The following is a 21,933-nucleotide window of genomic DNA, read 5'->3' as shown; positions in this document are numbered from 1 at the left end:
AGAGGCCTAACCAAGGTGTCATAAAGGTGCATATGCGCCTATCTCCCGCGCCGGTCAAGGTCGGCGGAAAGGATGCAGCCGCCATGGATCCCCGCACCCGCCGCCTGCTGGAAGCGCCGATCGGCACAACGCTCCTTCGCCTCGCCATCCCCAATGTCGTCGTCATGGTGGTGCAGGCCATGATCGGGCTGATCGAGACGTATTTCGTCGCCAAGCTGGGCGTCGACGCTCTGGCCGCCATGGCGCTCGTCTTCCCCACCTACATGCTCCTGGTGATGGTCTCCGCCGGGGCGATGGGCGGCGGCATCCTCTCGGCGATCGCGCGCGCCCTCGGCGCCGGCGACAAGGCGCAAACCAATTCGCTCGTCTGGCATGCCATCGGCATCACCGTGCTGTTCAGCGCCGTGACGATGGCGGCCGCGTGGTTGTGGGGACCCGGTCTCTACGCGCTGATGGGCGGCCGCGGCGTCTCGTTGCGCGACGCAATCGTCTATTCGAACATCATCTTCGGTGCGGCGATCCCATTGTGGCTGTTCAATTCCATGGCGGCGATGATCCGCGCCACCGGCAATACCTTCCTGCCGGCGGCAGTCATCAGCGTCGGCGCTCTCGTTCTCATTCCGGTGTCGCCACTTCTGATCTTTGGCATCGGCCCGTTCCCCGCACTTGGCATCGCCGGCGGCGCCGTCGCCGTCGCGATCTACTACGTCATTGGCGGCGGTGTGTTTGCGTTCTATCTCTGGTCCGGCCGCGGCGTGTTGAAGCCCTCACTCGTGCCGGCGCGACCGCGCTGGCAGCCGATGAAGGAGATTCTCCGCGTCGGCATCGCCTCGTCGGTGATCAGCCTCTCGACCAATGTTACTGCTGTAGTCGCGACCGGCCTTGCCGGCGTCGTCGGGCCCGCCGCCGTCGCCGGTTACGGCACCGGCGTACGACTGGAATACCTGCTGGTCCCGCTGGTGTTCGGATTGGGTCAGCCGGTGGGCGCCATGGTCGGCACGGCGATCGGCGCCGGCCGCCGCGATCGCGCAATGCGCGTCGCCTGGATCGGCGCCACGATCGCCGGCGGATTGACGGAGTTGATCGGCCTGACGGCGGCTTCGTTCCCGACCGCCTGGCTGACCTTGTTCGGCGGCGAGACGCAGATGATCGACGTCGGCGCCGACTATCTGCGCCTCGTCGGGCCGTTCTACGGCTTCTTCGGCGCGGGACTTGCGCTCTACTTCGCTGCGCAGGGCGCCGGAAAGTTGCGCTGGCCAATGATCGCCGCTGTCATGCGCGTGCTCATCTCCGCCGGCGGCGGCGTGGTCGCAGTGCACCTGACCCACGGTGTCGTCGGGCTGTTTGTCGTGCTCGGGCTGGCGCTGCTCGCCTTCGGTCTCATGAACATCGTGGCCGCCGCATCCGGCGCGCTGTTCGGACGCGCCCGTCCGCTCATTCGGCCGGTTGCGGCGCCGGCGGTGGGCGGCGGATGAAGGTGGGCCGCGCGCCGCCGAGCCGGCGGTGCAGGCGGTCGAGCAGCAGATAGATCACCGGGGTCGTGTAGAGCGTCAGCACTTGCGAGACGAGCAGGCCGCCGATGATGGTGATGCCGAGCGGACGGCGCAGCTCGGAGCCCGGACCCGACGCGATCACCAGCGGCAAGGCGCCGAGCATCGCCGCCATTGTCGTCATCAGGATCGGCCGGAAGCGTTCCAGGCAGGCTTCGTGGATGGCGCGCTCCGGCGACAGCCCGCGCCGCCGTTCGCCGTCGAGCGCGAAGTCGACCATCATGATGCCGTTCTTCTTCACGATGCCGATCAGCAGGATGATGCCGATGAAGGCGATCACGGTCAGCTCGGTGCCGGAGACTTCGAGCGCGAGCAGCGCGCCGAGCCCGGCCGAGGGCAGCGTCGAGATGATCGTCAGCGGGTGCGCCAGGCTCTCATAGAGCACGCCGAGCACGATGTAGACGGCGATGAGCGCCGTCAGCAGCAACAGCGGCTGCGCACCCGCCGACTGCTTGAACTGCTGCACGTCGCCGGCAAAATCGGTGTGGATGACGTCCGGGATATGCATGTCGGCGACCGCCTGCGTGATCGCGGCAGTGCCTTCCTGGATCGTGGTGCCCGGCGCGAGATTGTAGGTGATCGTCGTCGAGGGAAACTGACCCTGGTGGTTGACCACGAGCGGCGCGATGGTGCGCTCGACCTTGGCCACCGCCGACAGCGGCACCGAGGCACCGCCTTTGCCGGGCAGGTAGATGTTGCTCAGGTCGTTGGGGTCGCGCTGGTAGTGGCGGTCGACCTCGAGGATGACGCGGTATTGGTTGCGCGTGCCGTAGATGGTCGAGATCTGCCGCTGCGAGAACGCGTCGTTGAGTGCATTGTCGATGTCCTGGATCTTTACGCCCAGGCGCGCGGCCGCCTGCCGGTCGATGTCGACCATGGCCTGCAGCCCGCCCTGTTCGCGGTCGGTGGTGACGTCGACGATGCCGGGAATCTGTTTCACCCGCGCCAGCACTTTCGGCACCCACGCCTGCAGCTGGTCGATATCGGAGCTCCACAGCGTGAATTGATACTGCGAGTCGCTCTGCCGGCCGCCGGCGCGGATGTCCTGCGCCGCCACCATGAACACGCGGATGCCGGGGATATGGTTGAGCTTGTTGCGCATCCGGTTGATCACCTGCTGCGTCGGCACGTTGTGGCGTTCGGCGAGCGGCTTGAGGCTGATGAACAGGCGGCCGTGGTTGACCGAGGCGTTGAAGCCGGAGGCGCCGACCGAGGAGCCGACGCTGGCCACCGCGGGATCGGACAGCACGATGTCGGTCGCCTGCTGCTGCAGCTTCTCCATCGCTTCGAAGGAGATGTCGGTCGAGGCCGAGGTGCCGCCGAAGATGAGGCCGGTGTCGTCCTGCGGGAAATAGCCTTTCGGCACCTTGATGAAGAGGCCGGCGGTCAGCGCGATGGTGGCGACGAAGACGATCAGCGCCGCGGCGCGATGCTGGATGGTGAAGCTCAACGTGCGGTCATAGAAGCGCGTCAGCCATGAGAGCGCCCGCTCGACAAGCCGATCGAGCCAGGTCGCGTCCGGACTCGGACCCTGCCGCACGAAATAGGCGCAGATCATCGGCGTCACCGACAGCGACACCACGGTCGACACGGCAATGGCGAAGGCGAGCGTCACCGAGAACTCGCGGAAGAAGCGGCCGACGATGCCGCCCATGAACAAAAGCGGGATGAAGGCCGCGATCAACGACACCGAGATCGACACGACGGTGAAGCCGATCTGCTTGGCACCCTTCAGCGTCGCACGGATCGGCGACATGCCCGCCTCGATGTTGCGGAACACGTTCTCGATCATCACGATGGCGTCGTCGACGACGAAGCCGACCGAGACGACGAGCGCCATCAGCGACAGGTTGTCGATGGAGAAACCGGCGAGCCACATCGCGCCGCAGGTGCCGGCGAGCGACAGCGGCACGGTGATGCCGGCGGCGATGGTGGGCGGCGTGCGTCGCAAGAACAGGTACACGACCATCATCACCAGCACGATGGTCGCCGCCAAAGTCAGCTGCATGTCGCGCACGCTGGCGCGGATCGTCTGCGTGCGGTCGGTAAGCACGGAGATGTCGAGGCCGGCCGGCACCCATTGCCGCAACTCCGGCAACAGGGCGTAGATGCGGTCGACGGTGTCGATGACGTTGGCGTCGCCCTGCTTGGTGATGATCAAAAGCACCGACGGGCTGCGGTTGTACCAGCCGGCGGAGAGGCTGTTGCGCACGCCGGGCTTGATCGAGGCGATGTCGGGCAGGCGGATGACGTTGCCGTTGACCGTCTTCACCACCAGCGCGTCGTAATCCGGCGCGGTCGTGAGCTGGTCGTTGATGCCGATGCTGGTCGTGCGCGCTTTGCCATCGAACGAGCCGAGCGGGCCCATAGCGTTCGCGTTCGAGATGGCGTTGCGCACGTCCTCGAGCGACACGCCGATGCTGGCGAGCCGCGTCGGATCGACGCGCACGCGCAGCGCCGGCTGCTCGGAGCCGGCGACGGTGACGTCGGCGACGCCCTGCACCTGCGAGAGCCGTTGCGCGATGACGCTGTCGGCCGCGTCGTAAATGGCGCTGCCCTGCATGGTCTTCGACGTCAGCGCCAGGATCAGGATCGGCGCCGCCGCCGGATTGAACTTGCGGAAGGTTGGCAGCGTCGGCATGTCGCCGGGCAGATCGGACAGCGCCGCGTTGAGCGCGGCCTGCACGTCGCGCGCGGCGCCATCCACGCTCCGGGAAAGGTCGAACTGGACGATGAGGCGGCTGGAGCCGAGCGACGAGACAGAAGTGAGCTCGGTGACGCCGGCGATCTCGCCGAGACGGCGCTCGAGCGGAGCGGCTACCGTCGCCGCCATGATGTTCGGATCGGCGCCGGGCCGGTTCGCCATCACGGCGATGGTCGGCAGGTCGACGCTCGGCAGGCTGGCGACCGGCAGGAACGCGTAGGCGACCGCGCCGACCATGAACAGGCCGATCGCCATCAGCGTGGTGCCGATCGGCCGGCGGATGAAGGGCCACGAAAAATTCATGGCCGCCCCCGGTGAAGGGCAGGGGTATGCGGGCGGCACAGCCGGCCCCCTCTCCCCGTTGGGGAGAGGGTTGGGGTGAGGGGGATCACGACTCTCAGATGCTGTAACCCCTCACCCGCCCGTCTTCGCTGCGCTACGACGGGCGACCTCTCCCTATGGGAGAGGTAAAGAAGAGGCTGTGCCGAAAGGCGCATCCCTCACTCCGCCGGTTGTGCCCGCGGCGCGCCGCGTCGGGAGAGCCGCGCGCGCAGGCGCTCCATGTAGAGATAGATGACCGGCGTCGTGTAAAGCGTCAGCAACTGGCTCAGCAGCAGGCCGCCGACGATGGTGATGCCGAGCGGATTGCGCAGCTCCGAGCCGGTGCCGCTCTCGAGCGCCAGCGGCAGCGCGCCGAACAGCGCGGCAAGAGTCGTCATCATGATCGGGCGGAAGCGCAACAGCGCCGCCTGAACGATCGACTCCTCCGGCGACAGCCCTTGATGCCGCTCCGCCTCCAGCGCGAAGTCGATCATCAGAATGGCGTTCTTCTTCACGATGCCCATCAGCAGCACGATGCCGATCAGCGCGATCACCGACAGGTCGTAGCCGAACAGCAGCAGCGCGAGCAGCGCGCCGACGCCGGCCGAGGGCAGCGTCGACAGGATCGTCAGCGGGTGGATGAAGCTCTCGTAGAGCACGCCGAGCACGATGTAGATGGTGATGGCGGCGGCCAGGATCAGCCACGGCTCGCCGGCGAGCGAGCGGGCGAATTCGGAAGCGTCGCCGGAATAGCTGCCGCTCACCGAGGAGGGCATGCCGATCGTCTTCTGCGCTGCGGTGATCGCCGACACCGCATCCGACAGCGCGTAGCCCGGCGCCAGATCGAAGCTGATCGTCACCGACGGGAACTGCTCCTGGTGCGCGATGGCCAGCGGCGCCGTCGTCTGCACGAAGCGCGCAAAGGCCGCGAGCGGCACCTGGTTGGAGTTCGTCACCGCGTTCGGCGCGGCGGTGGTGTTCGTATTCGTCGTGCCGGTGGCGGTGTTGCTGACGGTGGCGGCGGTGCCGTTGGAGGTCTGCGCGCCGGTGACGTAGATCTTCGACAGCGCCGACGGGTCTTGCTGGTAGCGCGGCTGCGCCTCGAGGATCACCCGGTACTGGTTGGCCTGGCCGTAGATGGTCGACACCTGGCGCTGGCCGAACGCGTCGTAGAGCGTGTCGGTGATGCTCTGCATCGAGACGCCGAGGCGGCCGGCCTGCTCGCGGTCGACCCGCACGTCGATGCGCGGGCCGCCCTCCTGCGCCTCGGAGGCGACCTCGCGGAACGCCGGTTCGCCCCGCAACTGCTGCGCCAGCAGATCACCCCACTTCACCACGTCGTTCCGGTCGGTCGACACCAGCGTGTACTGGTACTGGGCGCGGCTGACGCGGGTCGAGATCTGGATGTCCTGCGTCGCCTGGAAATAAACCGTCATGCCGGGGATGTGCGACACGTCGCGGCGCAGGCGGCCGATGACCTGCGTCACGCTCGACGCGCGGTCGTCCCGCGGCTTCAGCGAGATCTGCAGCCGGCCGGCGTTCGGGGTGGCGTTGAGCGGGCTGACGCCGATCACGGAGACGACGCCGGTGACGTCGGGATCGTTGCGGATCGCCGCTTCGACCTGCGCCTGCTGCCGCGACATCTCAGCGAATGACACGTCGGTGCCCGCCTCGGTGACGGCGGTGATCAGGCCGGTGTCCTGCAGCGGCAGGAAGCCCTTCGGCATGAAGGCATAGATGATGATCGTCAGCGCCAGCGTGGCGAAGGTGACGATCAGGGTCTCCGGCTGGTGCCGCAACACCCACAGCAGCGTGCGATGATAGGAGGCGACAACGCGCTCCATCAGCCGGCCGAAGCCGCGCGTGGCGCGCTCGGCCTCGCTGCCGCGGCCGCGGCGGAGCAGGCGGCCGCACATCATCGGCGTCAACGTCAGTGACACGATCGCCGAGGCGACGACGGCGATGGTCAAAGTCAGCGCGAACTCGCGGAACATGCGGCCGACGAGGCCGGTCATGAACAGCAGCGGGATGAACACCGCGACGAGCGACAGAGTCAGCGAGATCACGGTGAAGCCGATCTCGCGCGCGCCGCGCAGCGCCGCCTGCAGCGGCGCTTCGCCGTCCTCCATGTGGCGCACGATGTTCTCGATCATCACGATGGCGTCGTCGACCACGAAGCCGGTGCCGATGGTCAGCGCCATCAGCGACAGGTTGTCGAGCGAGAAGCCGCAGAACCACATGACGCCGAAGGTGGCGATCAGCGACAGCGGCAGCGCGACGCCGGCGATGATGGTGGCGCTGATCGTGCGCAGGAAGATCAGCACGACCAGCACGACGAGGCCGACGCTGAGCACGAGCGTGAACTGCACGTCGTGAATCGACGCGCGGATGGTGTTGGTGCGGTCGTTGACCACCGTGAGCGTGGCGCCCGCCGGGATCGCGCTGCGCAGGCGCGGCAGCTCGTTGCCGATGCGCTGCACGGTATCGATGACGTTGGCGCCGGGCTGGCGCTGCACGTCGATGACGATGGCCGGCTGGCCGTGATACCAGGCGCCGACCTTGGTGTTCTCCAGCCCGTCGGTGACGTCGGCGACGTCGGAGATCAGCACCGGCGCGCCGTTGCGGAAGGCGACAACGACGTTCTTGTAGGCATCGGCGCTGGAGATCTGGTCGTTGGCGGCGATGCTGTAGGCCTGCTGTGTGCCGTCGAGCGACCCCTTGGCGCCGGCGACGTTGGCGCTGACGATGGCCGTGCGCAGATCCTCGAGCGCGATGCCGTAGGCGGCGAGTCGCGACAGGTCGGCCTGGATACGGATCGCCGGCTTGATGCCGCCCTGCACCGAGACGTGGCCGACGCCGCTCACCTCGGAGAGGCGCGGCGCCATCACCGTGTCGGCGAGGTCGCTCAAGGTGCGCTGGTCGATGGTCTTCGAGGTCAGCGCCAGGGTGATGACCGGCGCGTCGGCCGGGTTCACTTTCGAGTAGAGCGGCGGATAGGGCAGGTTGCGCGGCAGCGTCGAGGCGGCGGCGTTGATCGCCGACTGCACGTCCTGCGCCGCCGCGTCGATGTCGCGGGTGAGATCGAACTGCAACGTCACCTGGCTGATGCCGAAGGACGACGACGAGGTCATCGTCTGCAGCGACGGGATTTGCCCGAACTGCCGCTCCAGCGGCGCCGTCACCAGCGCCACGATGGTGTCGGGATTGGCGCCGGGAAGCTGCGTCGTCACCTGGATGGTGGGGAAGTCGACCTGCGGCAGCGCCGACACCGGCAGCCACCAGTAGCCGAGCAGACCGCCCAGCATCACCGCGACGCCGAGCAAAGAGGTGGCGATCGGCCGGTGAATGAATGGCGAGGAGACGCTCATTGCTGCGCGGCTGGCCTCGAACCGTTGCCGCCCCGCTGCCGCCGCTGGCCGTTGCCCTGCTGCGCGCCAGCAGCCGCCGGCGCCGGATTGTCGCTGCCGACCGTCACCGTGGCGCCGTCGGTGAGCCGCGCGAAGCCGGTGGTCACCACCTTCTCATCCGGCTTGAGGCCGCTGGCGACGACCGTCTGGCTCTCGTCCTGCTTCTGCACCGTAATCGGCCGCATCGTCGCCTTGTCGTCGGCGCCGACGACGTAGACGAAGGTGCCGTCCGGCCCGCGCTGCACCGCGCCGGTCGGAATGACCGTCACGCCCTTGAGCGTGTTGACCAGCAGGCGCACGTTGACGAACTGCCCCGGCCAGAGCTGCACGTTCTCGTTGGGGAAGTCCGCCTTCAGCTTCACCGTGCCGGTGGTCGAGTCGACCTGGTTGTCGATGACGGCGAGCTTGCCGCTCTCGATCACCTTGTTGCTGTCGGAGCGCAGCGCATCGGCGTCGAGCGGGCCCTTGGCGAAGGCGTCGTTGACCGTCTGGATGTCCTGCTGCGGGATGCTGAATGTCACCGAGATCGGCTTGATCTGCGTGATGACGACGATGCCGCTCGAGTCGGACGCGTGGATGATGTTGCCGACGTCCACCTGGCGGATGCCGGTGCGGCCGTCGATCGGCGCACGGATGTCGGTATAGCCCAACGTCGCCTGCGCGCTTTCGACCGCCGCCTGATCGGACTGTACCTGCGCGGTGTATTGCGCCACCAGCGCCCGCTGCGTGTCCGCCTGCTGGCGGTTGATCGCGTTGGTCGCGGCGAGCTGCTCGTAACGGACGAGGTCGACCTTGGTATTGGCGAGCAATGCGGCGTCCTGCGCCTTCTTGGCGACCGCCTGATCGAGCGTCGCCTTGAATGTGGTCGGATCGATCTGCGCGAGGATGTCGCCCTTCTTGACGTCCTGCCCCTCGTTGAAGTTGACGGCGATCAGTTTGCCGTCCACCTGCGAATGGAGGGTCACCGTGTTGTAGGCCTTGGTCGTGCCGACGGCGTTGAGATAGACGGGCACGTCGGCGCTCGCGGCGGCGGCCACCAGCACCGGCACTGGGCCGGAAGCGGCGAAACGCGCGGCCCGCCCACCGGGCTTCTGCTGCGGCGCCTGCATGCCGAAGAAGACGTAGCCGAGCGCCGCGCCGACCGCGACGAGCACGACCAGAATGGTCAGCCCGCGGCGCAGCCCGCTTGCCGGCTTGGTCTTCAGCTTCTGCTTGGGCAGTTCACCGTGCATGCGTGATAATCCAAGGGCTTGGGACTCCAGCCGCCACCGAGCGCCTGATACAGGCTGACGATGGCCTGGATATGGGCGAGCCGCGCCAGAACCAGGGTGTCCTGCGCCGAATAGAGCGTCTGTTGCGTCTGCAGGACGGTGACCAGATCGATGGTGCCCTCGCGCAGCCGCTGCTCGGAGATATCGAAAGCCTGGCGCGAACTTGCAACTACCGCCCGCTGCAGCCGTTCCCTGAGCGCCGTCTGCCGAATATTGGTCAGCGCGGTCTCGACGTCGGAGAAGCCGGAAATCACCGATTTGCGGTAATCCTGCAGCAATTCATCCTGCCGGCCCGTTTGCTGGTCGAGATTGCCGAGCAGGCGGCCGCCCTCGAAGATCGGCTGCGTCAGTCCGGCGGTGAGCGTGTAGAAAGCCGACTCCGGACGGAGCAGCGTCTTCAGGATGGCGCTCTGATAGCCACCTTCGCCGGTCAACGTGATCGAGGGCAGGAACTGCGCCCGCGCGTTGGAGACGTTGGCATTGGCGGCGGCGAGCTGCGCCTCGGCCTCGCGGATATCCGGTCGCCGCGCCAGCAGTTCGGACGGCAGGCCCGGCGTCACGCGCGGAATGGCGATGGTGTTCAGCGAGCCGCCACGGACGTGCACGCTCTCCGGCGAGCGCGCCATCAGCACGGCGAGTGCGTTCCTGTACTGCTCCACCGTCTGCCGCAGCGGCGGAATGGAGGCGTTGATGGTGTCGACCACGCTTTGCTGTTGCGCGGTCTCGAGGGCCGAGGCGGTGCCCGCCGCAAGGCGCTGCGCGATCAGGTTGGCGACGCGCTTGGCGCTGACGAGGTTCTGCTCCGCCACGCGCAGCCGGTCCTGCGCCGCCAGCACCTGGAAATAGGAATTGGCGGCGGTCACCAGCGTGCTCAATGCCACCACGTCACGGTCATAGCGGCTGGCGATCGCGGTCTCTTCCTGCGCGCGCAGCGCGAAGCGGTTCTTGCCCCAGAAGTCGATCTCGTAGCTGGCGGTCAGCGACGTGCTGAGCAGGTCGTGCTCCGACGCGCCGAAAGAGGTGCCGCTGCCGCCGCTGGTCGATTGCGACGAGCGCGAGCGTGTGGCGCTGCCGTTCAGATCGACCTGCGGCAGCAGCGCCGCGCCGGTAATGCGCGACTGCGCGTCGGCCTGCACGATGCGCGCGACGGCGGCGGCGATGTCGAGATTGGCGACGCTGGCATTATCGAGGATGTCGGTGAGTTCGCGCGAACGGAAGCTGTGCCACCAGTCGAGCGTCGGCGTCGCCGCGTCGGCGATGGCGGGCTTCTTCGGCCCGGCGCTATAGGCGGCAGGAATGTCGAGGCCCGGCTCGGGCGGCTTGCCGGTAATCCAGCAGCCGCCAAGCGGCAGCACCAGGAAGGCGGCTTGCAGCATGATCCGTACCGGGCGCGCGGTCTTTTCCGCCGCCCATGTCCTCAACGCTCTGCAACGCATACCGGAAACTCTCGAAACGCCTGGACGACGGGCTGCAGCCTAGCCTGAACTACTGGGTCTTGCTTGCGGATTTTCGGTTCGGCGGCCAGTCGGCGAGCGCGAGACGTCCGGCATGCGACATTCTTGCCGCGGCGTCGGCGAAAATGCCTTGCAATATCTGATCGAAACTCTGTCGCGCGGCACGCGTCTTCACCATCGCGGCGCGCATGTCCTCGACCTTGAAGGCGTCGCTGCGCAGCACGTCGTGGATTTGCTCGCGCGCGGCGAAGTACTGGCTCTGCGCCGCCTGCAGCGCCGCCTTGTGCGCGTTGATCTCGCCGCGCAGGAGGTCGGCGTCGGGCGCCGGCAGCGTCGCGGCGATGCGTTCGACACGTACGAACACGTTGCGGGCCCAGGTCGGCGGCGTGGGCGCGCGCACGGCCATCGCGACCGCGATGCCGACGAAGAACAAGTTCAGCGCGAGCGAGCCGAGCAGCAGCCAGCGCGACGAACCGTGCCCGACGGCGGCGGGAGCGAACCGGGCAACGCTCATGGCCGCGCTCCGCTGATGGCTTCCGGCTCGAACACGGCCGATGTGATGTCGGTGTTGGCGGCCGTCGCGCCCGCCCGGTCGAACGAACGGTCGAGTCCGGCGATGCCGATGCCGAAGCCGATCATCGCGCAGCAGGCGAGCGCGGCGAGCCGCGGCCAGGCCGGCGCGAACTGCCAGTCGAGAAGCACCGCCGGCCAATGCCACCACATCCGGTCCTGCCGCGGCAGCGTCCCGGCCAGCCGCGTCAGCACGCGCGCTGCCGAGGTCTCGTCTTCCGCCGTCGGCCGCGCCAAGCGCGTCAGCGCGGCATCGAGTGCGCGCGCGGCCTCGTGATCGTCTCGCGCTTGCGCATCGCTTGCGATCAGACCGAGCGCCGCGACGCGCAAGGCTGCCGGCCACTGCGCCGGATCGGCGCCGTGGCTGTCGAGCAGGGTCTGCAACTCGTCTCTGGTCATCTCATTCATCCTCATCGATTACGCCGGCAAGCGCCCGGCGCAAATTCTGCTTGCCTCGCACCAGCAAGGTCTCGACCGCCGAGACGGAGGTGTCGAGCACTTCCGCCACCTGCGCATTGCTCATGCCCTCGCTGTAAGTGAGGACGATGGCGCTGCGCTGGCGTTCCGGCAGTGTCTCGATCGCCGCGGCGAGCATGCGCTCGCGCTCGTCGCCTTCGGCGCGCTCGGTCGCGCCGGGCGCCGGATCGACGAGCTCGCCGGCCGCCTCGAGATCGACCCACTGGGTCCGCCGTTTGCGGTCGAGGCACAGATTGACCACGACGCGCGTGAGCCAGGTGCGGAAGGCCGCCAGCGGCTGCCAGCGCGGGGCGTGGGTCCACACCCGCAGCATGGCTTCCTGCGCCACGTCCTCGGCCTCTGCGGCATTGCCGAGAATGCGGCGGGCAAGCCCGGCCATGGCCGGCAGGTGCCGGCGGGCGAGCATGCGAAACGCCCGCTCGTCGCCGCGCGCGATGCGGGCCATGAGCGCTTCGTCACTCTCGTCCATCGCGTCCCGGCAACCGGCATCGAGGGAACCCGTCCATTTCAGCCCTTATCAATGGATTGAACGGTCGAAGAGCCCAGACCCTGCCCCGAGCGGCGGGCTGGGCCGGCGGCAAAATCCGGCTCAATTTTGGATAAGTAGCTGAAATGGCGCAGTTTGGCGACCCGCCCGGTCGGGTCACCCCCGTTCTTCACCTGCCGGGGGGCAGCCCTGCAGCCCCCTCAGGCCAGCCGCGGCTTGTCGGCGCCGTTAAACCCGCGCACCGACGTCGGCCAGGGCGAAACCGGCCACGCGCTTGTAGTTCTCGGACAGCGCCCGCAACTCGTCCTGGCTGATGAAAGTGTCGAGGTTCTCGAACGGCCGGTCGCCGACCAGTTCCTCGACCTTGATGTTGATGAAATCGGGCGGCTGCTCGCGGTTGGTGCGCACCACCTTCGCGGCCGGCGCCACCCGGGCCGCTTCGTAAGCCTTCATCGCGGCGCGGGGGTCGTCGTGCTCCGTCAGGAGATCGGCGAGCGTTCGTGCGTCGATCACCGCCTGTGCCGAACCGTTGGAACCGCGCGGGTACATCGGATGCGCGGCGTCGCCGGCCAGAGTGACGCGGCCGAAGGTCCAGGTCGCGATCGGATCCTTGTCGACCATCGGATATTCGAGGATCTGGTCGGCATCCGTGATGAGTTGCGCCACGTCAAGCCAGTCGAAGCGCCAGTCCTGGTAAATCGGCAGCAGATCGGCGAGCTGGCCGGGCTTGTTCCAGTCGTTCTGCGCGGTGGTGTTCTGCTTGATCTCGGCCATCCAGTTGATGAGCTGGTTGCCCGCGCCGTCCACGTCGTCGACGATCGGATAGATGACGATCTTGCCGGTATTGATCGAGCCGACGCGCATATAGGTGCGGCCGTCGAAAATCGGCTTGCGCCGCGTGACGCCGCGCCAGGTATTGATGCCGGTGAAGGCGACCCTGTCGTCGGCGCAATACTGCTTGCGCACCACCGAATGGAAGCCGTCGCACGCCACCACCACGTCGGCGCGCACGCTCTCGCGCGCGGCGCCGCTGCTGGTCTGGCGGAAGCGCACGGTGACGCCCGCATCGTCCTGCTCGACGCCGGCGCATTCGCAGTCGGTGACGACGGCATCGACGCCGAGCCGCTCGCGCACGGCTTGGTACAGGATCATGTGCAGGCGGCCGCGGTGGATGCCGACTTCCGGATACTGGTAGCCGGCGAATTTGCCGCGCGGCTCCTTGTAGATGAGCTGGCCGAAACGGTTGAAGAAGGCGCTCTCGCGGTTCTCGATGCCCGCCTTAAGCAGCGTGTCGCCGAGGCCGAGGGCGCTGAACTCGCGCATAGCATGCGGTAGCAGCGTGATGCCGACGCCGAGCTCCCTGATTTCCGGCGTGCGCTCGTAGACGCGCGCCTCGATGCCGCGCTGCTTCAAGTGCAGGGCGAGCGACAATCCGCAAATCCCGCCGCCGACGATCGCTACCTTCATGCCTGGCTCCTTTTCGGGCGGGAATGGACGCAATCGGCCGGTCTCTGTCAACATGCCGCCGGGCAAGGAGGATACCCATGGACAAGGCTCTCTACGACAAGGGCATGGCGATGCGCCGGCGTGTGCTCGGCGACGACTACGTCGATGCCGCCGTCGCCAACACCACCGATTTCGATCGCAAATTTCAGGATATGTTGAACGAGGTCGCCTGGGGCGCGATCTGGAGCGACGAGGATCTCGCGCCGCGCGATCGCAGCCTGCTCAATCTCGGCATGCTCGCCTGTCTCGGGCGCATGCACGAATTCGAACTGCACGTGCGCGGCGCGCTGCGCAACGGCCTGACGCAAAAGGAACTGGGGGCGGTTCTGCGCCAGATCGGCGGCTATTGCGGTTTCCCCGCCGCCGTCGAGGCGCACCGGGTGGCCAAGCGCGTGCTCGCCGAGGCCAAAACTTGAACAGTTTCCGCCCGCTGTTGCGAGACGCAGGGCGCCAACGCGCTGCACGCCCGCGATCTCGCCTTCGGCTGGATGGCGCAGACACTGCAGAGCCAGTCGGTGCTGCTCGCCTCTATCGACGTGTTCTGGGTGTCGGCGCTGTTCGCGGCGCTGATGCTGCCGTTGGTGCTTCTGCTGCTCAAGCGCGTCGACATGTCCGCGGGTCGTCCGGCGGTGCATTGAAGGCCGCGCCGTGCCGAACTGCTAACATTCTGCGAACGTTCACCGTTTCTTGACCGCGTGCCCTTCATGCATCACAGGTGCGGCGAATCGCGGTATTGGTCTTGAATGTGCCTTCATCCCGGGGCAAGTGAGGCCGGCGATTGGCGGCGGGGGCCGCGCTTTTCCCCAAGGGTGACGAATGATCCGGACTTTCGGCGGTTTTCTGCTGGTTCTCCCGGCTGCGGCGCTCCTGTTCGCCGGTCCGGTCGGCGCGCAGACTTACGGCTCCCCGGCTGTGACGCAGGAACAGCTACCGCCGCCGACTTTCGGAACTCAAAATCGCATCGGCAATCAGGCGCTGCCGCGCCCGTATATGGCGCCGCAAGGCGACAGCTATTCGGGCGATGCCCAGGCTGACGCCCTGCCGCCTCCCGGTCTGCCGGCGCCCGACGGCCAGCCTGCAGCCTATGGCCATCAGTTCAGCTCCGAGCCGGCTGCGATCCGGCCCCCCGGCTCGATCGGCGGCCCGTCCGCCGCCCCGCCGGTCCAGGTCAATACGGCGGCCGCTCCGGCCGCCTCGGGCGATGCCGTCCCCGGCACGAGCGTGATGACACTGCCGCCGGAGGACCAGCCGGAGACCGGCGCGCCCAAGGAATTGCCGGCGAACCTCAAGAAGCAACTCGTCGAATACCAGACGCAGCAGCCGGCCGGCACGATCATCGTCGATACGCCGCACACCTATCTTTATCTCGTGCTCGGCCACGGCAAGGCGCTGCGCTACGGCATCGGCGTCGGCCGCGAGGGCTTCACCTGGGCGGGCACCGAGCGTGTCTCGCGCATGAAGGAATGGCCGGACTGGTTTCCCCCGGCTGAGATGATCGAGCGCCAGCCTTATCTGCCGCGCATGATGGCCGGCGGTCCGGGCAATCCGCTCGGCGCGCGCGCGCTGTATCTCGGCCACACCCTCTACCGCATCCACGGCACCAACCAGCCGTCGACCATCGGCCAGACCGTGTCCTCGGGCTGCATCCGCCTCTTGAACGAGGACATCGAGGACCTGTTCAGCCGCGTCCAGGTCGGCACCCGCGTGGTCGTGCTGCCGGCGAAGCCGCCGGAGACGGTGGCGAGCACCGGCCCGGCCCATGGCGGGCCCGCCCCGGCGCAGGTGCACGGCGCCGCGGTGACCGGCTCGGTTCTGCCGGCGGCACGGTAGTCACGCGCGCAACTAAATGCTAACCGAGGCCATCCGATCCGGGTGGCCTCGACCTTGCTCCGTCCTCATTACCCCATCGTCATTGCCGGTGCCGGCCCGACCGGCCTGACGCTCGCCAATCTGCTCGGCGTCTACGGCGTCGACTGTCTCGTGCTCGAGCGCAACGCGTCCACCGTGCACGAGCCGCGCGCCGTGTCGATCGACGACGAGTCGCTGCGCACCATGCAGGCCGCCGGCCTCGTCGAAACGGTGATGAGCGAGACCGTCGCCGGCTACGGTTCGTATTATTACTCCGCCAGCGGCCGGCTGTTCGCCAAGGTGCAGCCGACCGAGCAGCCCTACGGCTTCCCACGCCGCAACGCCTTCCGCCAGCCGGTCCTCGAACGGCAATTGCAGGACGGCCTCGCGCGCTTCCCGCAGGTCGCGGCCGCCTTCCGCCATGAGCTTATGTCGTTCACGCAAGACCGCGACGGCGTGTCGCTGCGCGTCAAGCACGACGCCGGCGAGAGCGACGTGCGCTGCGACTGGCTGGTCGCCTGCGACGGCGCCTCCAGCGGCATCCGCCGCGCGCTCGGCATCGGCATGAGCGGCTCGACCTTCCGCGAGCGCTGGCTGATCGTCGATCTCGAGAACTCGAAGGTCTCCTCGCCGCACACCAAGGTGTTCTCCAATCCAAAGCGGCCGTGCATCGCGCTGCCGGGGCCGCATCTGACGCGCCGCTACGAATTCCTGCTGCACGATCACGAGCGCGACGAGGATATGTTGGCGCCGGACGTCATCGACCGCCTGCTGCGCGAGCACGAGGCGGCGCCGGAGAGCCGGATCGTCCGCACGGTCGTCTACACCTTCCACACGCGGCTGGCCGATCGCTGGCGCGAGGGGCGCGTGCTGCTCGCCGGCGACGCCGCGCATCTGATGCCGCCGTTCGCCGGGCAGGGCATGAACAGCGGGCTGCGCGACGCCTTCAATCTCGCCTGGAAATTGGCGACGGTCACGCGCGGCCAGTTCGGGGCGGGCCTGCTCGACAGCTACGAGCCGGAGCGGCGCGCTCACGCCGGGTCGATGATCCAGTTCGCGCTCAACATGGGTCGTGCGCTGGCGCCGCCGAACGCGGTCGCGGCCTTCGCGCTGGTCGCCGCCTTCTGCGTGCTGTCGCTGTTTCCGAAAGCACGCGACTACATCGCGCAGATGAAGTTCAAGCCGCCGCCGCGTTTCGCGCACGGCTTCATTCTGCCGGACGGCCGCTCGGCCCGCGCCACTTTGGTCGGGCGTATGTTTCCGCAGCCGCGCGTGCGCGGCGAAACCGGCGAGCGCCGGCTCGACGACGTGCTCGGTCCCGGTTTTGCGCTGGTGGTGCGCTCGCCGCGCGCGGGAGAGATCGTTCAGAGGCTCGCGGAAAAGCCGTGGTCCGATCTCGGCGCGCGCGTGGTGGTGATGGGCGAGGGCGGCGTGCAGGAACTCGCGCCCAGTGCACGGCTGGCGCCGTTTGCCGACCACGTCATCCTGCTGCGGCCGGACCGCTATGTGGCGGCGTGTATTCCGGTGGCGGAATTGGACAGAGGCGCCGAGCAGGTGCGGGCGCTGCTCGCGGGAACGTTCTAGAGCCTCAAGGCCTCGCACCGTTCATTCCCGCGAAAGCGGGAATCCAGCGCTGACTCGCAGCTGGGTCCCCGCTGTCGCGGGGACGAACGGGCAAGCACTCACTCCGCCGCGGCGGACTTGCCGATGGCGGCGTTGACGCGCGGCATCACCTCTTCCGCCATCAACTGCATGGAGCGCCTGGCCAGCGCCGGGTCGACCCAGTCCATGCCGGCATAGACGAGCTCGCCGAAATCGCCGGTCTCCTCGCGCATCTTCAGAATCTCGTCGACCACCTTGTCGACGCTGCCGTAGGTCACGCAATTGTTCATGACGAAGTCGAGCGTGATCTCCTCGTCCGGCTGCTCCTTGTGGCTCTTGAACACGTAGAGCCGGTTGCCGCGCTTCATCTTGGCGAGCATCTGGCTGAAATAAAAATGGTACGGACTGTTTTGATCCTCGCGGCCATAGCGGCGCGCCACCTTGTCGTCGTCGGCGACGAAGATGGTGCGCGCCACGCGCCAGTCGGCGATGTCGGCCGTCTGTCCGGCCTCGGCCTTGCCCTTGGCGTAGTTTTGCCAGTGCGAGCGCAGGTGCTTCGCCAGCAGGAAGTTCGCCGACAGGGGATGGAAATCGCGCCGGCCCATGAGCACCACGCCGGGCGAGAACGGCGCCACGACGGTGCCGACGATCTCCGGCCGCGGCTTCTGGAAGGGCTTGGCCAGGATGCCGACGCCGAGTTCGAGCGCCGCAGTGCGGGCGAAGCCGACCTTGAAGCGATTGCCCGGGAAATCGATGTCGTAGGGCGGATCGCGCTCCCACACGGCGAGAATGACGTCGATCGCCTCGGCGAAGATCTTGTTGCGGTCCTCGTCGAGGATGCCGATCGCCTCCGAGTCGGACGTAAGCGCGCCGGGCGACACGCCCATGATGAAGCGGCCCTGCGACAGATGATCGAACATGGCGGCATTCACGGCGATCAGCACCGGATGCATCTGCGCGAGATTGGTGGTGCCGGTCGCCAGCTTGATCTGCCTGGTGGCGTGGATCAGCGTCGCCTGGAACAGCATGCTGTTGGTGATGTTCTCGCAGGCGTCGGTCAGGTGCTCGCCGACGAAGGCATCATGGAAGCCCAGCTGGTCGCAGAGGATGATCGCCTCGCGGTCCTCGCGCAGCGTCTCCGACCAGTTCCGGTGCATCGGGTGCACCGGCATCGTGAAGTAGCCCAACCGCATGGAATTCTCCGAAAACCCGTTCTTCGGCCGCACGCTAGCCGAGCCGGCCCGGCCATGCAGCAAGTCTCGCGTCCGGCCGATGTTTTTGACGCAGCGAAAAACCGCACCGGCCGGGCCGCGGTGTCCGCTTGCCGCGGACGTTATTCACCGGGCGGCGGCGGTCAACCGGCCGGCTTCGTTCCGGCCGGCCGAGCGCCTATCCTGCATCCGCCGATTCGGGGTTGAGCCGGAGTTTTCCCAATGATGCGCTGGTTTCACGCCTTGATGCCGAAGGAGGAGCGCTTCTTCGAGCTGTTCGCCCGTCATTCCGAGGCGGTGCTGGAAGGGGCCAAGGCGCTGCGCGCGATGATGGAGGGCGGCGACGCGATCGCCGCCAATAGCGCGGCGGTCATGAAGCGGGAGAGCGAGGCCGACGACGTCACCCGCGAGGTGCTCATCGCCGTGCGCCGCACCTTCATCACCCCGTTCGACCGCGGCAGCATCCGCGACCTCATCACCGCGATGGATAATTCCATCGACCAGATGCAGAAGGCGGCCAAGGCGGTGATCCTGTTCGATTACGACCGGTTCACGCCGCAGATGAAGGACATGGGCGACCTCATCGTCAAATCGGCGGAACTGCTGAAGCAGGCGGTGCCGCTGCTGCATGCGATCTCGTCGGAGGCGGTGCGCATCAGTGACCTCACCGCGCAGATCTCCGCGCTCGAAGGCCGCGCCGACGAATTGCACGACGTCGGCCTCAGGGCGCTCTACCAGGCCACCGCGCAAGGCAACGCCATGGGCTTCATCGTCGGCAACGAGGTCTACGATCATCTCGAGAAGGTCGTCGACCGGTTCGACGACGTCGCCAACGTCATGCACGGCATCGTCATCGAGCATGTGTGAGCGTTCTCCCCGCCCTGGTACGATGAGCGGGAGCGCCCGCGCATGAACGTCGCGCTGTCGCTACCGGTGCTGATCGGCCTCATCGCCGTCGCGCTCGCCTTCGATTTCCTCAACGGTCTGCACGACGCCGCCAACTCGATCGCCACCATCGTCTCGACTCGCGTGCTGCGGCCGCAATACGCGGTCGCCTGGGCGGCGTTCTTCAATTTCATCGCCTTCCTGTTCTTCGGCCTGCACGTCGCCAACACGCTCGGCACCGGCATCATCGACGCTGCGGCGATCGACGCGCGCGTCGTGTTCGGCGCGCTGATGGGCGCCATCATCTGGAACCTGATCACCTGGGGACTCGGCATCCCGTCGAGTTCCTCGCACGCGCTGGTCGGTGGCCTCGTCGGCGCCGGCGTCGCCAAGGCCGGCGTCTCGGCCATCGTCTGGCACGGTCTCATTCCCACGACGGCGGCGATCGTCGGCTCGCCGCTGATCGGCTTCTTCCTCGCGCTTATGCTGGTGCTGCTGTTGTCCTGGCTGTTGCTGCGCTGGACGCCGTTCGCGGTCGACCGCAGCTTTCAGCGGCTACAGTTCATCTCCGCCTCGCTCTATTCGCTCGGCCATGGCGGCAACGACGCGCAGAAGACGATGGGCATCATCGCCGTGCTGCTGTTCTCGCAGGGGCGTCTTGGCGCGCATTTCTACGTGCCGTTCTGGGTGGTGATCGCCTGTCAGATCGCCATGGCGCTGGGCACGCTGATCGGCGGCTGGCGCATCGTGCGCACGATGGGCTCGAAGATCACGCGGTTGACGCCGATGCAGGGGTTCTGCGCCGAAGCCGGCGGTTCGCTCACTTTGTTCGGCGCGACGTGGCTCGGCATTCCGGTGTCGACCACACACACGATCACCGGTGCGATCATCGGCGTCGGCGCCGCGCGCAAGGTGTCGGCGGTGCGCTGGAGCGTCGCCAACAACATCGTCGTCGCCTGGATCATCACGATTCCCGCGACGGCGGTGATCGCGGCGCTGTTCTACTGGATCGTCGGCTTGCTTTAGGCCGCGACGCGGGCGAGGAAGCCCTCGACCTCGTGCTGCAGTTCGGCGGCGGCGGCTTCCACAGCCTCGGACGCGGTGAGCACGTCTTCCGCCGAGCGGCGGGTCTCGCCGGCCGCGCCGGCGACGTCGGCGAGCACCGAGACCACCAGCTTGGCGCCGTCGGCGGCGCTGGTCACGTTCTGCGAAATCTCCTGCGTCGCGGCGCTTTGTTGCTCGACCGAGGTCGAGACCGCGGTGGCGCAGGAGTCGATCTCCTGCATGCGTGATGCGATACGTCCAATGGCGTCGACCGCGCCGCCGGTCGCCGCCTGCACCGACTTGATCAGCGCCGAGATATCTTCGGTCGCTTGCGCGGTCTGCACCGCCAGCGACTTCACCTCGGCGGCGACCACGGCGAAGCCCTTGCCTGCTTCGCCCGCGCGCGCCGCCTCGATGGTGGCGTTGAGCGCCAGCAGATTGGTTTGCCCGGCAATGGCGCGGATCAGCTTGATCACGTCGCCGATCTTCTGCGCCGCTTGCGCCAGTGCGGCGATACGTTCGTTGGTGTCGCGCGCCTCGGTGACGGCGTCGCGCACGATCGTCGCCGTCGTGGTCAGCTGACGGCCGATCTCGCCGATGGAGCTGTTGAGCTCGTCGGCGGCGTAGGCGGCGGTCTCGACGTTGGTCGATGCTTCGTTCGATGCGTCGACCGCGCCTTCGGCGCCTTTCGCGGTATGGTTGGAATTGGTCAGCAGCGTGCCGGCGGTCTTGCGCATCGCCATGGCGCCTTCGGTGACCGTGCGCAGATGTTCCTCGACGCGCTTGCGGAAGGACAGGATCGCCTGTTCGACCGCCGCGCGCCGCGTCTGCTGCTGCTGCATGCCGAGCCGCTCGCGCTCGGCCTCGCGCCGCTCGGTGATGTCCTCGTGGGTGGCGACCCAGCCGCCGCCGCGCATCGGCCGGTTCACCACGCAGATGACGCGTCCTTCGCTGGAGGTCACCTCGCGGCTGGTGGTGCGGCCTTCGGCCAGCGACGCGATCAACTCGGCGCGATAAGCGGTGACGTCGCCGGCGAAGGTGCCGAGCGTGATGCGATATTCGAGCAGCCCGGCGAGACTCGTTCCGATCCGCACCCGATCCTCAGGCAGGTTGTACATCTCGCGATAACGCGTGTTGCAGACAACCAGCCGCTCGTTGCGGTCGAACATGCAGAGGCCCTGCGACATATTGTCGAGAGCGATGCGGATGCGGGCGTTCTGAACCCGGAGCTGGCGGGCGTGCACCAGCACCAGCACGGTCGCGACAATGCAGCCGAGGGCGACGGCGCTGAAGAGAGAGAGCGGCATCGAGGGTGGCTCGCCCACAAACGAAGCCGGTGACAGGACGTTTTCGAAAAAGAGAAAGCTGGCCACCGTGCACGCGGCGAACAGCAGCGCGATTCGACCGACGTTGCGCGCGTTCGCCAGCGTGGAAGGCTCTTGCGTCATGGGGGCGTCCGGCTTCATCGGGACGGTATTCCACAACGGGTTGTTTTGCAGTTAATTGCCCTGTGCCGAGGGTTAAGCAATCCTTAAGCGCCGGCCGTCCAGGGGAGAGCATGGGCAGCCTGCCGACCGCCTTTTTCTCCGGGAGTGA

Annotated in this window: 17 protein-coding genes; 7 read left to right on the top strand and 10 right to left on the bottom strand. The window is 67.4% G+C overall.

Annotation, left to right across the window (positions count from 1 at the left end; genetic code table 11):
* The first annotated feature begins 83 nt into the window (after window positions 1-83).
* Window positions 84-1,475 (top strand): MATE family efflux transporter, encoded by a 1,392-nt coding sequence (locus VGV41_RS13660; protein WP_326864388.1) that lies wholly within the window; start codon window positions 84-86, stop codon window positions 1,473-1,475.
* On the opposite strand, the gene VGV41_RS13655 is transcribed toward VGV41_RS13660, so the two are convergent.
* The 8 genes from VGV41_RS13655 to VGV41_RS13620 all read right to left on the bottom strand — a co-directional run bounded on the left by VGV41_RS13655 (window position 1,435) and on the right by VGV41_RS13620 (window position 13,708).
* Window positions 1,435-4,557 (bottom strand): efflux RND transporter permease subunit, encoded by a 3,123-nt coding sequence (locus VGV41_RS13655; RefSeq protein WP_326864387.1) that lies wholly within the window; start codon window positions 4,555-4,557, stop codon window positions 1,435-1,437. The genes VGV41_RS13660 and VGV41_RS13655 overlap by 41 nt on opposite strands.
* A 197-nt stretch (window positions 4,558-4,754) precedes the next feature.
* The gene (locus VGV41_RS13650) at window positions 4,755-7,943 is read right to left on the bottom strand and encodes an efflux RND transporter permease subunit (RefSeq protein WP_326864386.1); all 3,189 of its coding nucleotides are present in this window, start codon (window positions 7,941-7,943) and stop codon (window positions 4,755-4,757) included.
* Window positions 7,940-9,214, bottom strand: coding sequence for an efflux RND transporter periplasmic adaptor subunit (locus VGV41_RS13645; protein ID WP_326864385.1), 1,275 nt, complete (start codon window positions 9,212-9,214; stop codon window positions 7,940-7,942). Before VGV41_RS13645 ends, VGV41_RS13650 begins: the two co-directional genes overlap by 4 nt.
* Window positions 9,184-10,629, bottom strand: coding sequence for an efflux transporter outer membrane subunit (locus tag VGV41_RS13640; RefSeq protein WP_326864384.1), 1,446 nt, complete (start codon window positions 10,627-10,629; stop codon window positions 9,184-9,186). The genes VGV41_RS13645 and VGV41_RS13640 overlap by 31 nt, the downstream gene beginning before the upstream one ends.
* 109 nt (window positions 10,630-10,738) lie before the next feature.
* Complete coding sequence (locus VGV41_RS13635; protein ID WP_326864383.1) at window positions 10,739-11,221, bottom strand: periplasmic heavy metal sensor; 483 nt, start codon at window positions 11,219-11,221, stop codon at window positions 10,739-10,741.
* Window positions 11,218-11,676, bottom strand: coding sequence for a hypothetical protein (locus tag VGV41_RS13630; protein WP_326864382.1), 459 nt, complete (start codon window positions 11,674-11,676; stop codon window positions 11,218-11,220). The genes VGV41_RS13635 and VGV41_RS13630 overlap by 4 nt, the downstream gene beginning before the upstream one ends.
* Window position 11,677: 1 nt before the next feature.
* Window positions 11,678-12,223 (bottom strand): RNA polymerase sigma factor, encoded by a 546-nt coding sequence (locus tag VGV41_RS13625; RefSeq protein WP_326864381.1) that lies wholly within the window; start codon window positions 12,221-12,223, stop codon window positions 11,678-11,680.
* Between the two features lie 246 nt (window positions 12,224-12,469).
* Window positions 12,470-13,708, bottom strand: a complete 1,239-nt coding sequence (locus tag VGV41_RS13620; protein WP_326864380.1) for a flavin-dependent oxidoreductase — start codon at window positions 13,706-13,708, stop codon at window positions 12,470-12,472.
* A gap of 77 nt (window positions 13,709-13,785) precedes the next feature.
* Between VGV41_RS13620 and VGV41_RS13615 the strand changes: the two genes are divergently transcribed.
* From VGV41_RS13615 to VGV41_RS13600, 4 genes are all read left to right on the top strand, one after another.
* On the top strand, window positions 13,786-14,163 hold the full coding sequence (locus tag VGV41_RS13615; protein ID WP_326864379.1) for a carboxymuconolactone decarboxylase family protein: 378 nt from the start codon (window positions 13,786-13,788) through the stop codon (window positions 14,161-14,163).
* Between the two features lie 72 nt (window positions 14,164-14,235).
* Window positions 14,236-14,385, top strand: coding sequence for a hypothetical protein (locus tag VGV41_RS13610; protein WP_326864378.1), 150 nt, complete (start codon window positions 14,236-14,238; stop codon window positions 14,383-14,385).
* A gap of 178 nt (window positions 14,386-14,563) precedes the next feature.
* The gene (locus VGV41_RS13605) at window positions 14,564-15,577 is read left to right on the top strand and encodes a L,D-transpeptidase (protein ID WP_326864377.1); all 1,014 of its coding nucleotides are present in this window, start codon (window positions 14,564-14,566) and stop codon (window positions 15,575-15,577) included.
* 42 nt (window positions 15,578-15,619) lie between these two features.
* On the top strand, window positions 15,620-17,179 hold the full coding sequence (locus VGV41_RS13600; RefSeq protein ID WP_414705112.1) for a bifunctional 3-(3-hydroxy-phenyl)propionate/3-hydroxycinnamic acid hydroxylase: 1,560 nt from the start codon (window positions 15,620-15,622) through the stop codon (window positions 17,177-17,179).
* Window positions 17,180-17,277: 98 nt separating this feature from the next.
* Here VGV41_RS13600 and VGV41_RS13595 read toward each other — a convergent pair whose 3' ends face one another.
* Window positions 17,278-18,390 carry an LLM class flavin-dependent oxidoreductase gene (locus VGV41_RS13595; protein WP_326864375.1) on the bottom strand — a complete coding sequence of 371 codons (1,113 nt, stop codon included), beginning with the start codon at window positions 18,388-18,390 and terminating at the stop codon, window positions 17,278-17,280.
* A 240-nt stretch (window positions 18,391-18,630) separates the two neighbouring features.
* On the opposite strand from VGV41_RS13595, the gene VGV41_RS13590 reads away from it, so the two are divergent.
* The gene (locus VGV41_RS13590) at window positions 18,631-19,275 is read left to right on the top strand and encodes a DUF47 domain-containing protein (protein WP_326864374.1); all 645 of its coding nucleotides are present in this window, start codon (window positions 18,631-18,633) and stop codon (window positions 19,273-19,275) included.
* A 42-nt stretch (window positions 19,276-19,317) separates the two neighbouring features.
* Complete coding sequence (locus VGV41_RS13585; protein WP_326864373.1) at window positions 19,318-20,319, top strand: inorganic phosphate transporter; 1,002 nt, start codon at window positions 19,318-19,320, stop codon at window positions 20,317-20,319.
* On the opposite strand, the gene VGV41_RS13580 is transcribed toward VGV41_RS13585, so the two are convergent.
* Window positions 20,316-21,785: a PAS-domain containing protein gene (locus VGV41_RS13580; RefSeq protein WP_326864372.1), complete on the bottom strand. Its 1,470-nt coding sequence runs from the start codon at window positions 21,783-21,785 to the stop codon at window positions 20,316-20,318. The two genes, VGV41_RS13585 and VGV41_RS13580, sit on opposite strands and share 4 nt — an antisense overlap.
* Window positions 21,786-21,933: the final 148 nt, after the last annotated feature.

Source organism: Pseudolabrys sp. (assembly GCF_035943735.1).
Lineage (GTDB): Bacteria > Pseudomonadota > Alphaproteobacteria > Rhizobiales > Xanthobacteraceae > Pseudolabrys.
The sequence above is the reverse complement of the archived record's forward strand: the minus strand, read 5'-3'. Positions and strand labels throughout refer to the sequence as shown.

What these genes read in the sequence shown, in the direction of transcription:
- VGV41_RS13610 (WP_326864378.1), top strand. Translation starts at nt 14,236, where the DNA reads ATGGCGCAGACACTGCAGAGCCAGTCGGTGCTGCTCGCCTCTATCGAC.
- VGV41_RS13645 (WP_326864385.1), bottom strand. Translation starts at nt 9,214, where the DNA reads ATGCACGGTGAACTGCCCAAGCAGAAGCTGAAGACCAAGCCGGCAAGC.
- VGV41_RS13655 (WP_326864387.1), bottom strand. Translation starts at nt 4,557, where the DNA reads ATGAATTTTTCGTGGCCCTTCATCCGCCGGCCGATCGGCACCACGCTG.
- VGV41_RS13595 (WP_326864375.1), bottom strand. Translation starts at nt 18,390, where the DNA reads ATGCGGTTGGGCTACTTCACGATGCCGGTGCACCCGATGCACCGGAAC.
- VGV41_RS13635 (WP_326864383.1), bottom strand. Translation starts at nt 11,221, where the DNA reads ATGAGCGTTGCCCGGTTCGCTCCCGCCGCCGTCGGGCACGGTTCGTCG.
- VGV41_RS13660 (WP_326864388.1), top strand. Translation starts at nt 84, where the DNA reads ATGGATCCCCGCACCCGCCGCCTGCTGGAAGCGCCGATCGGCACAACG.
- VGV41_RS13615 (WP_326864379.1), top strand. Translation starts at nt 13,786, where the DNA reads ATGGACAAGGCTCTCTACGACAAGGGCATGGCGATGCGCCGGCGTGTG.
- VGV41_RS13580 (WP_326864372.1), bottom strand. Translation starts at nt 21,785, where the DNA reads ATGACGCAAGAGCCTTCCACGCTGGCGAACGCGCGCAACGTCGGTCGA.
- VGV41_RS13650 (WP_326864386.1), bottom strand. Translation starts at nt 7,943, where the DNA reads ATGAGCGTCTCCTCGCCATTCATTCACCGGCCGATCGCCACCTCTTTG.
- VGV41_RS13625 (WP_326864381.1), bottom strand. Translation starts at nt 12,223, where the DNA reads ATGGACGAGAGTGACGAAGCGCTCATGGCCCGCATCGCGCGCGGCGAC.
- VGV41_RS13590 (WP_326864374.1), top strand. Translation starts at nt 18,631, where the DNA reads ATGATGCGCTGGTTTCACGCCTTGATGCCGAAGGAGGAGCGCTTCTTC.
- VGV41_RS13620 (WP_326864380.1), bottom strand. Translation starts at nt 13,708, where the DNA reads ATGAAGGTAGCGATCGTCGGCGGCGGGATTTGCGGATTGTCGCTCGCC.
- VGV41_RS13640 (WP_326864384.1), bottom strand. Translation starts at nt 10,629, where the DNA reads ATGCTGCAAGCCGCCTTCCTGGTGCTGCCGCTTGGCGGCTGCTGGATT.
- VGV41_RS13630 (WP_326864382.1), bottom strand. Translation starts at nt 11,676, where the DNA reads ATGACCAGAGACGAGTTGCAGACCCTGCTCGACAGCCACGGCGCCGAT.
- VGV41_RS13585 (WP_326864373.1), top strand. Translation starts at nt 19,318, where the DNA reads ATGAACGTCGCGCTGTCGCTACCGGTGCTGATCGGCCTCATCGCCGTC.
- VGV41_RS13605 (WP_326864377.1), top strand. Translation starts at nt 14,564, where the DNA reads ATGATCCGGACTTTCGGCGGTTTTCTGCTGGTTCTCCCGGCTGCGGCG.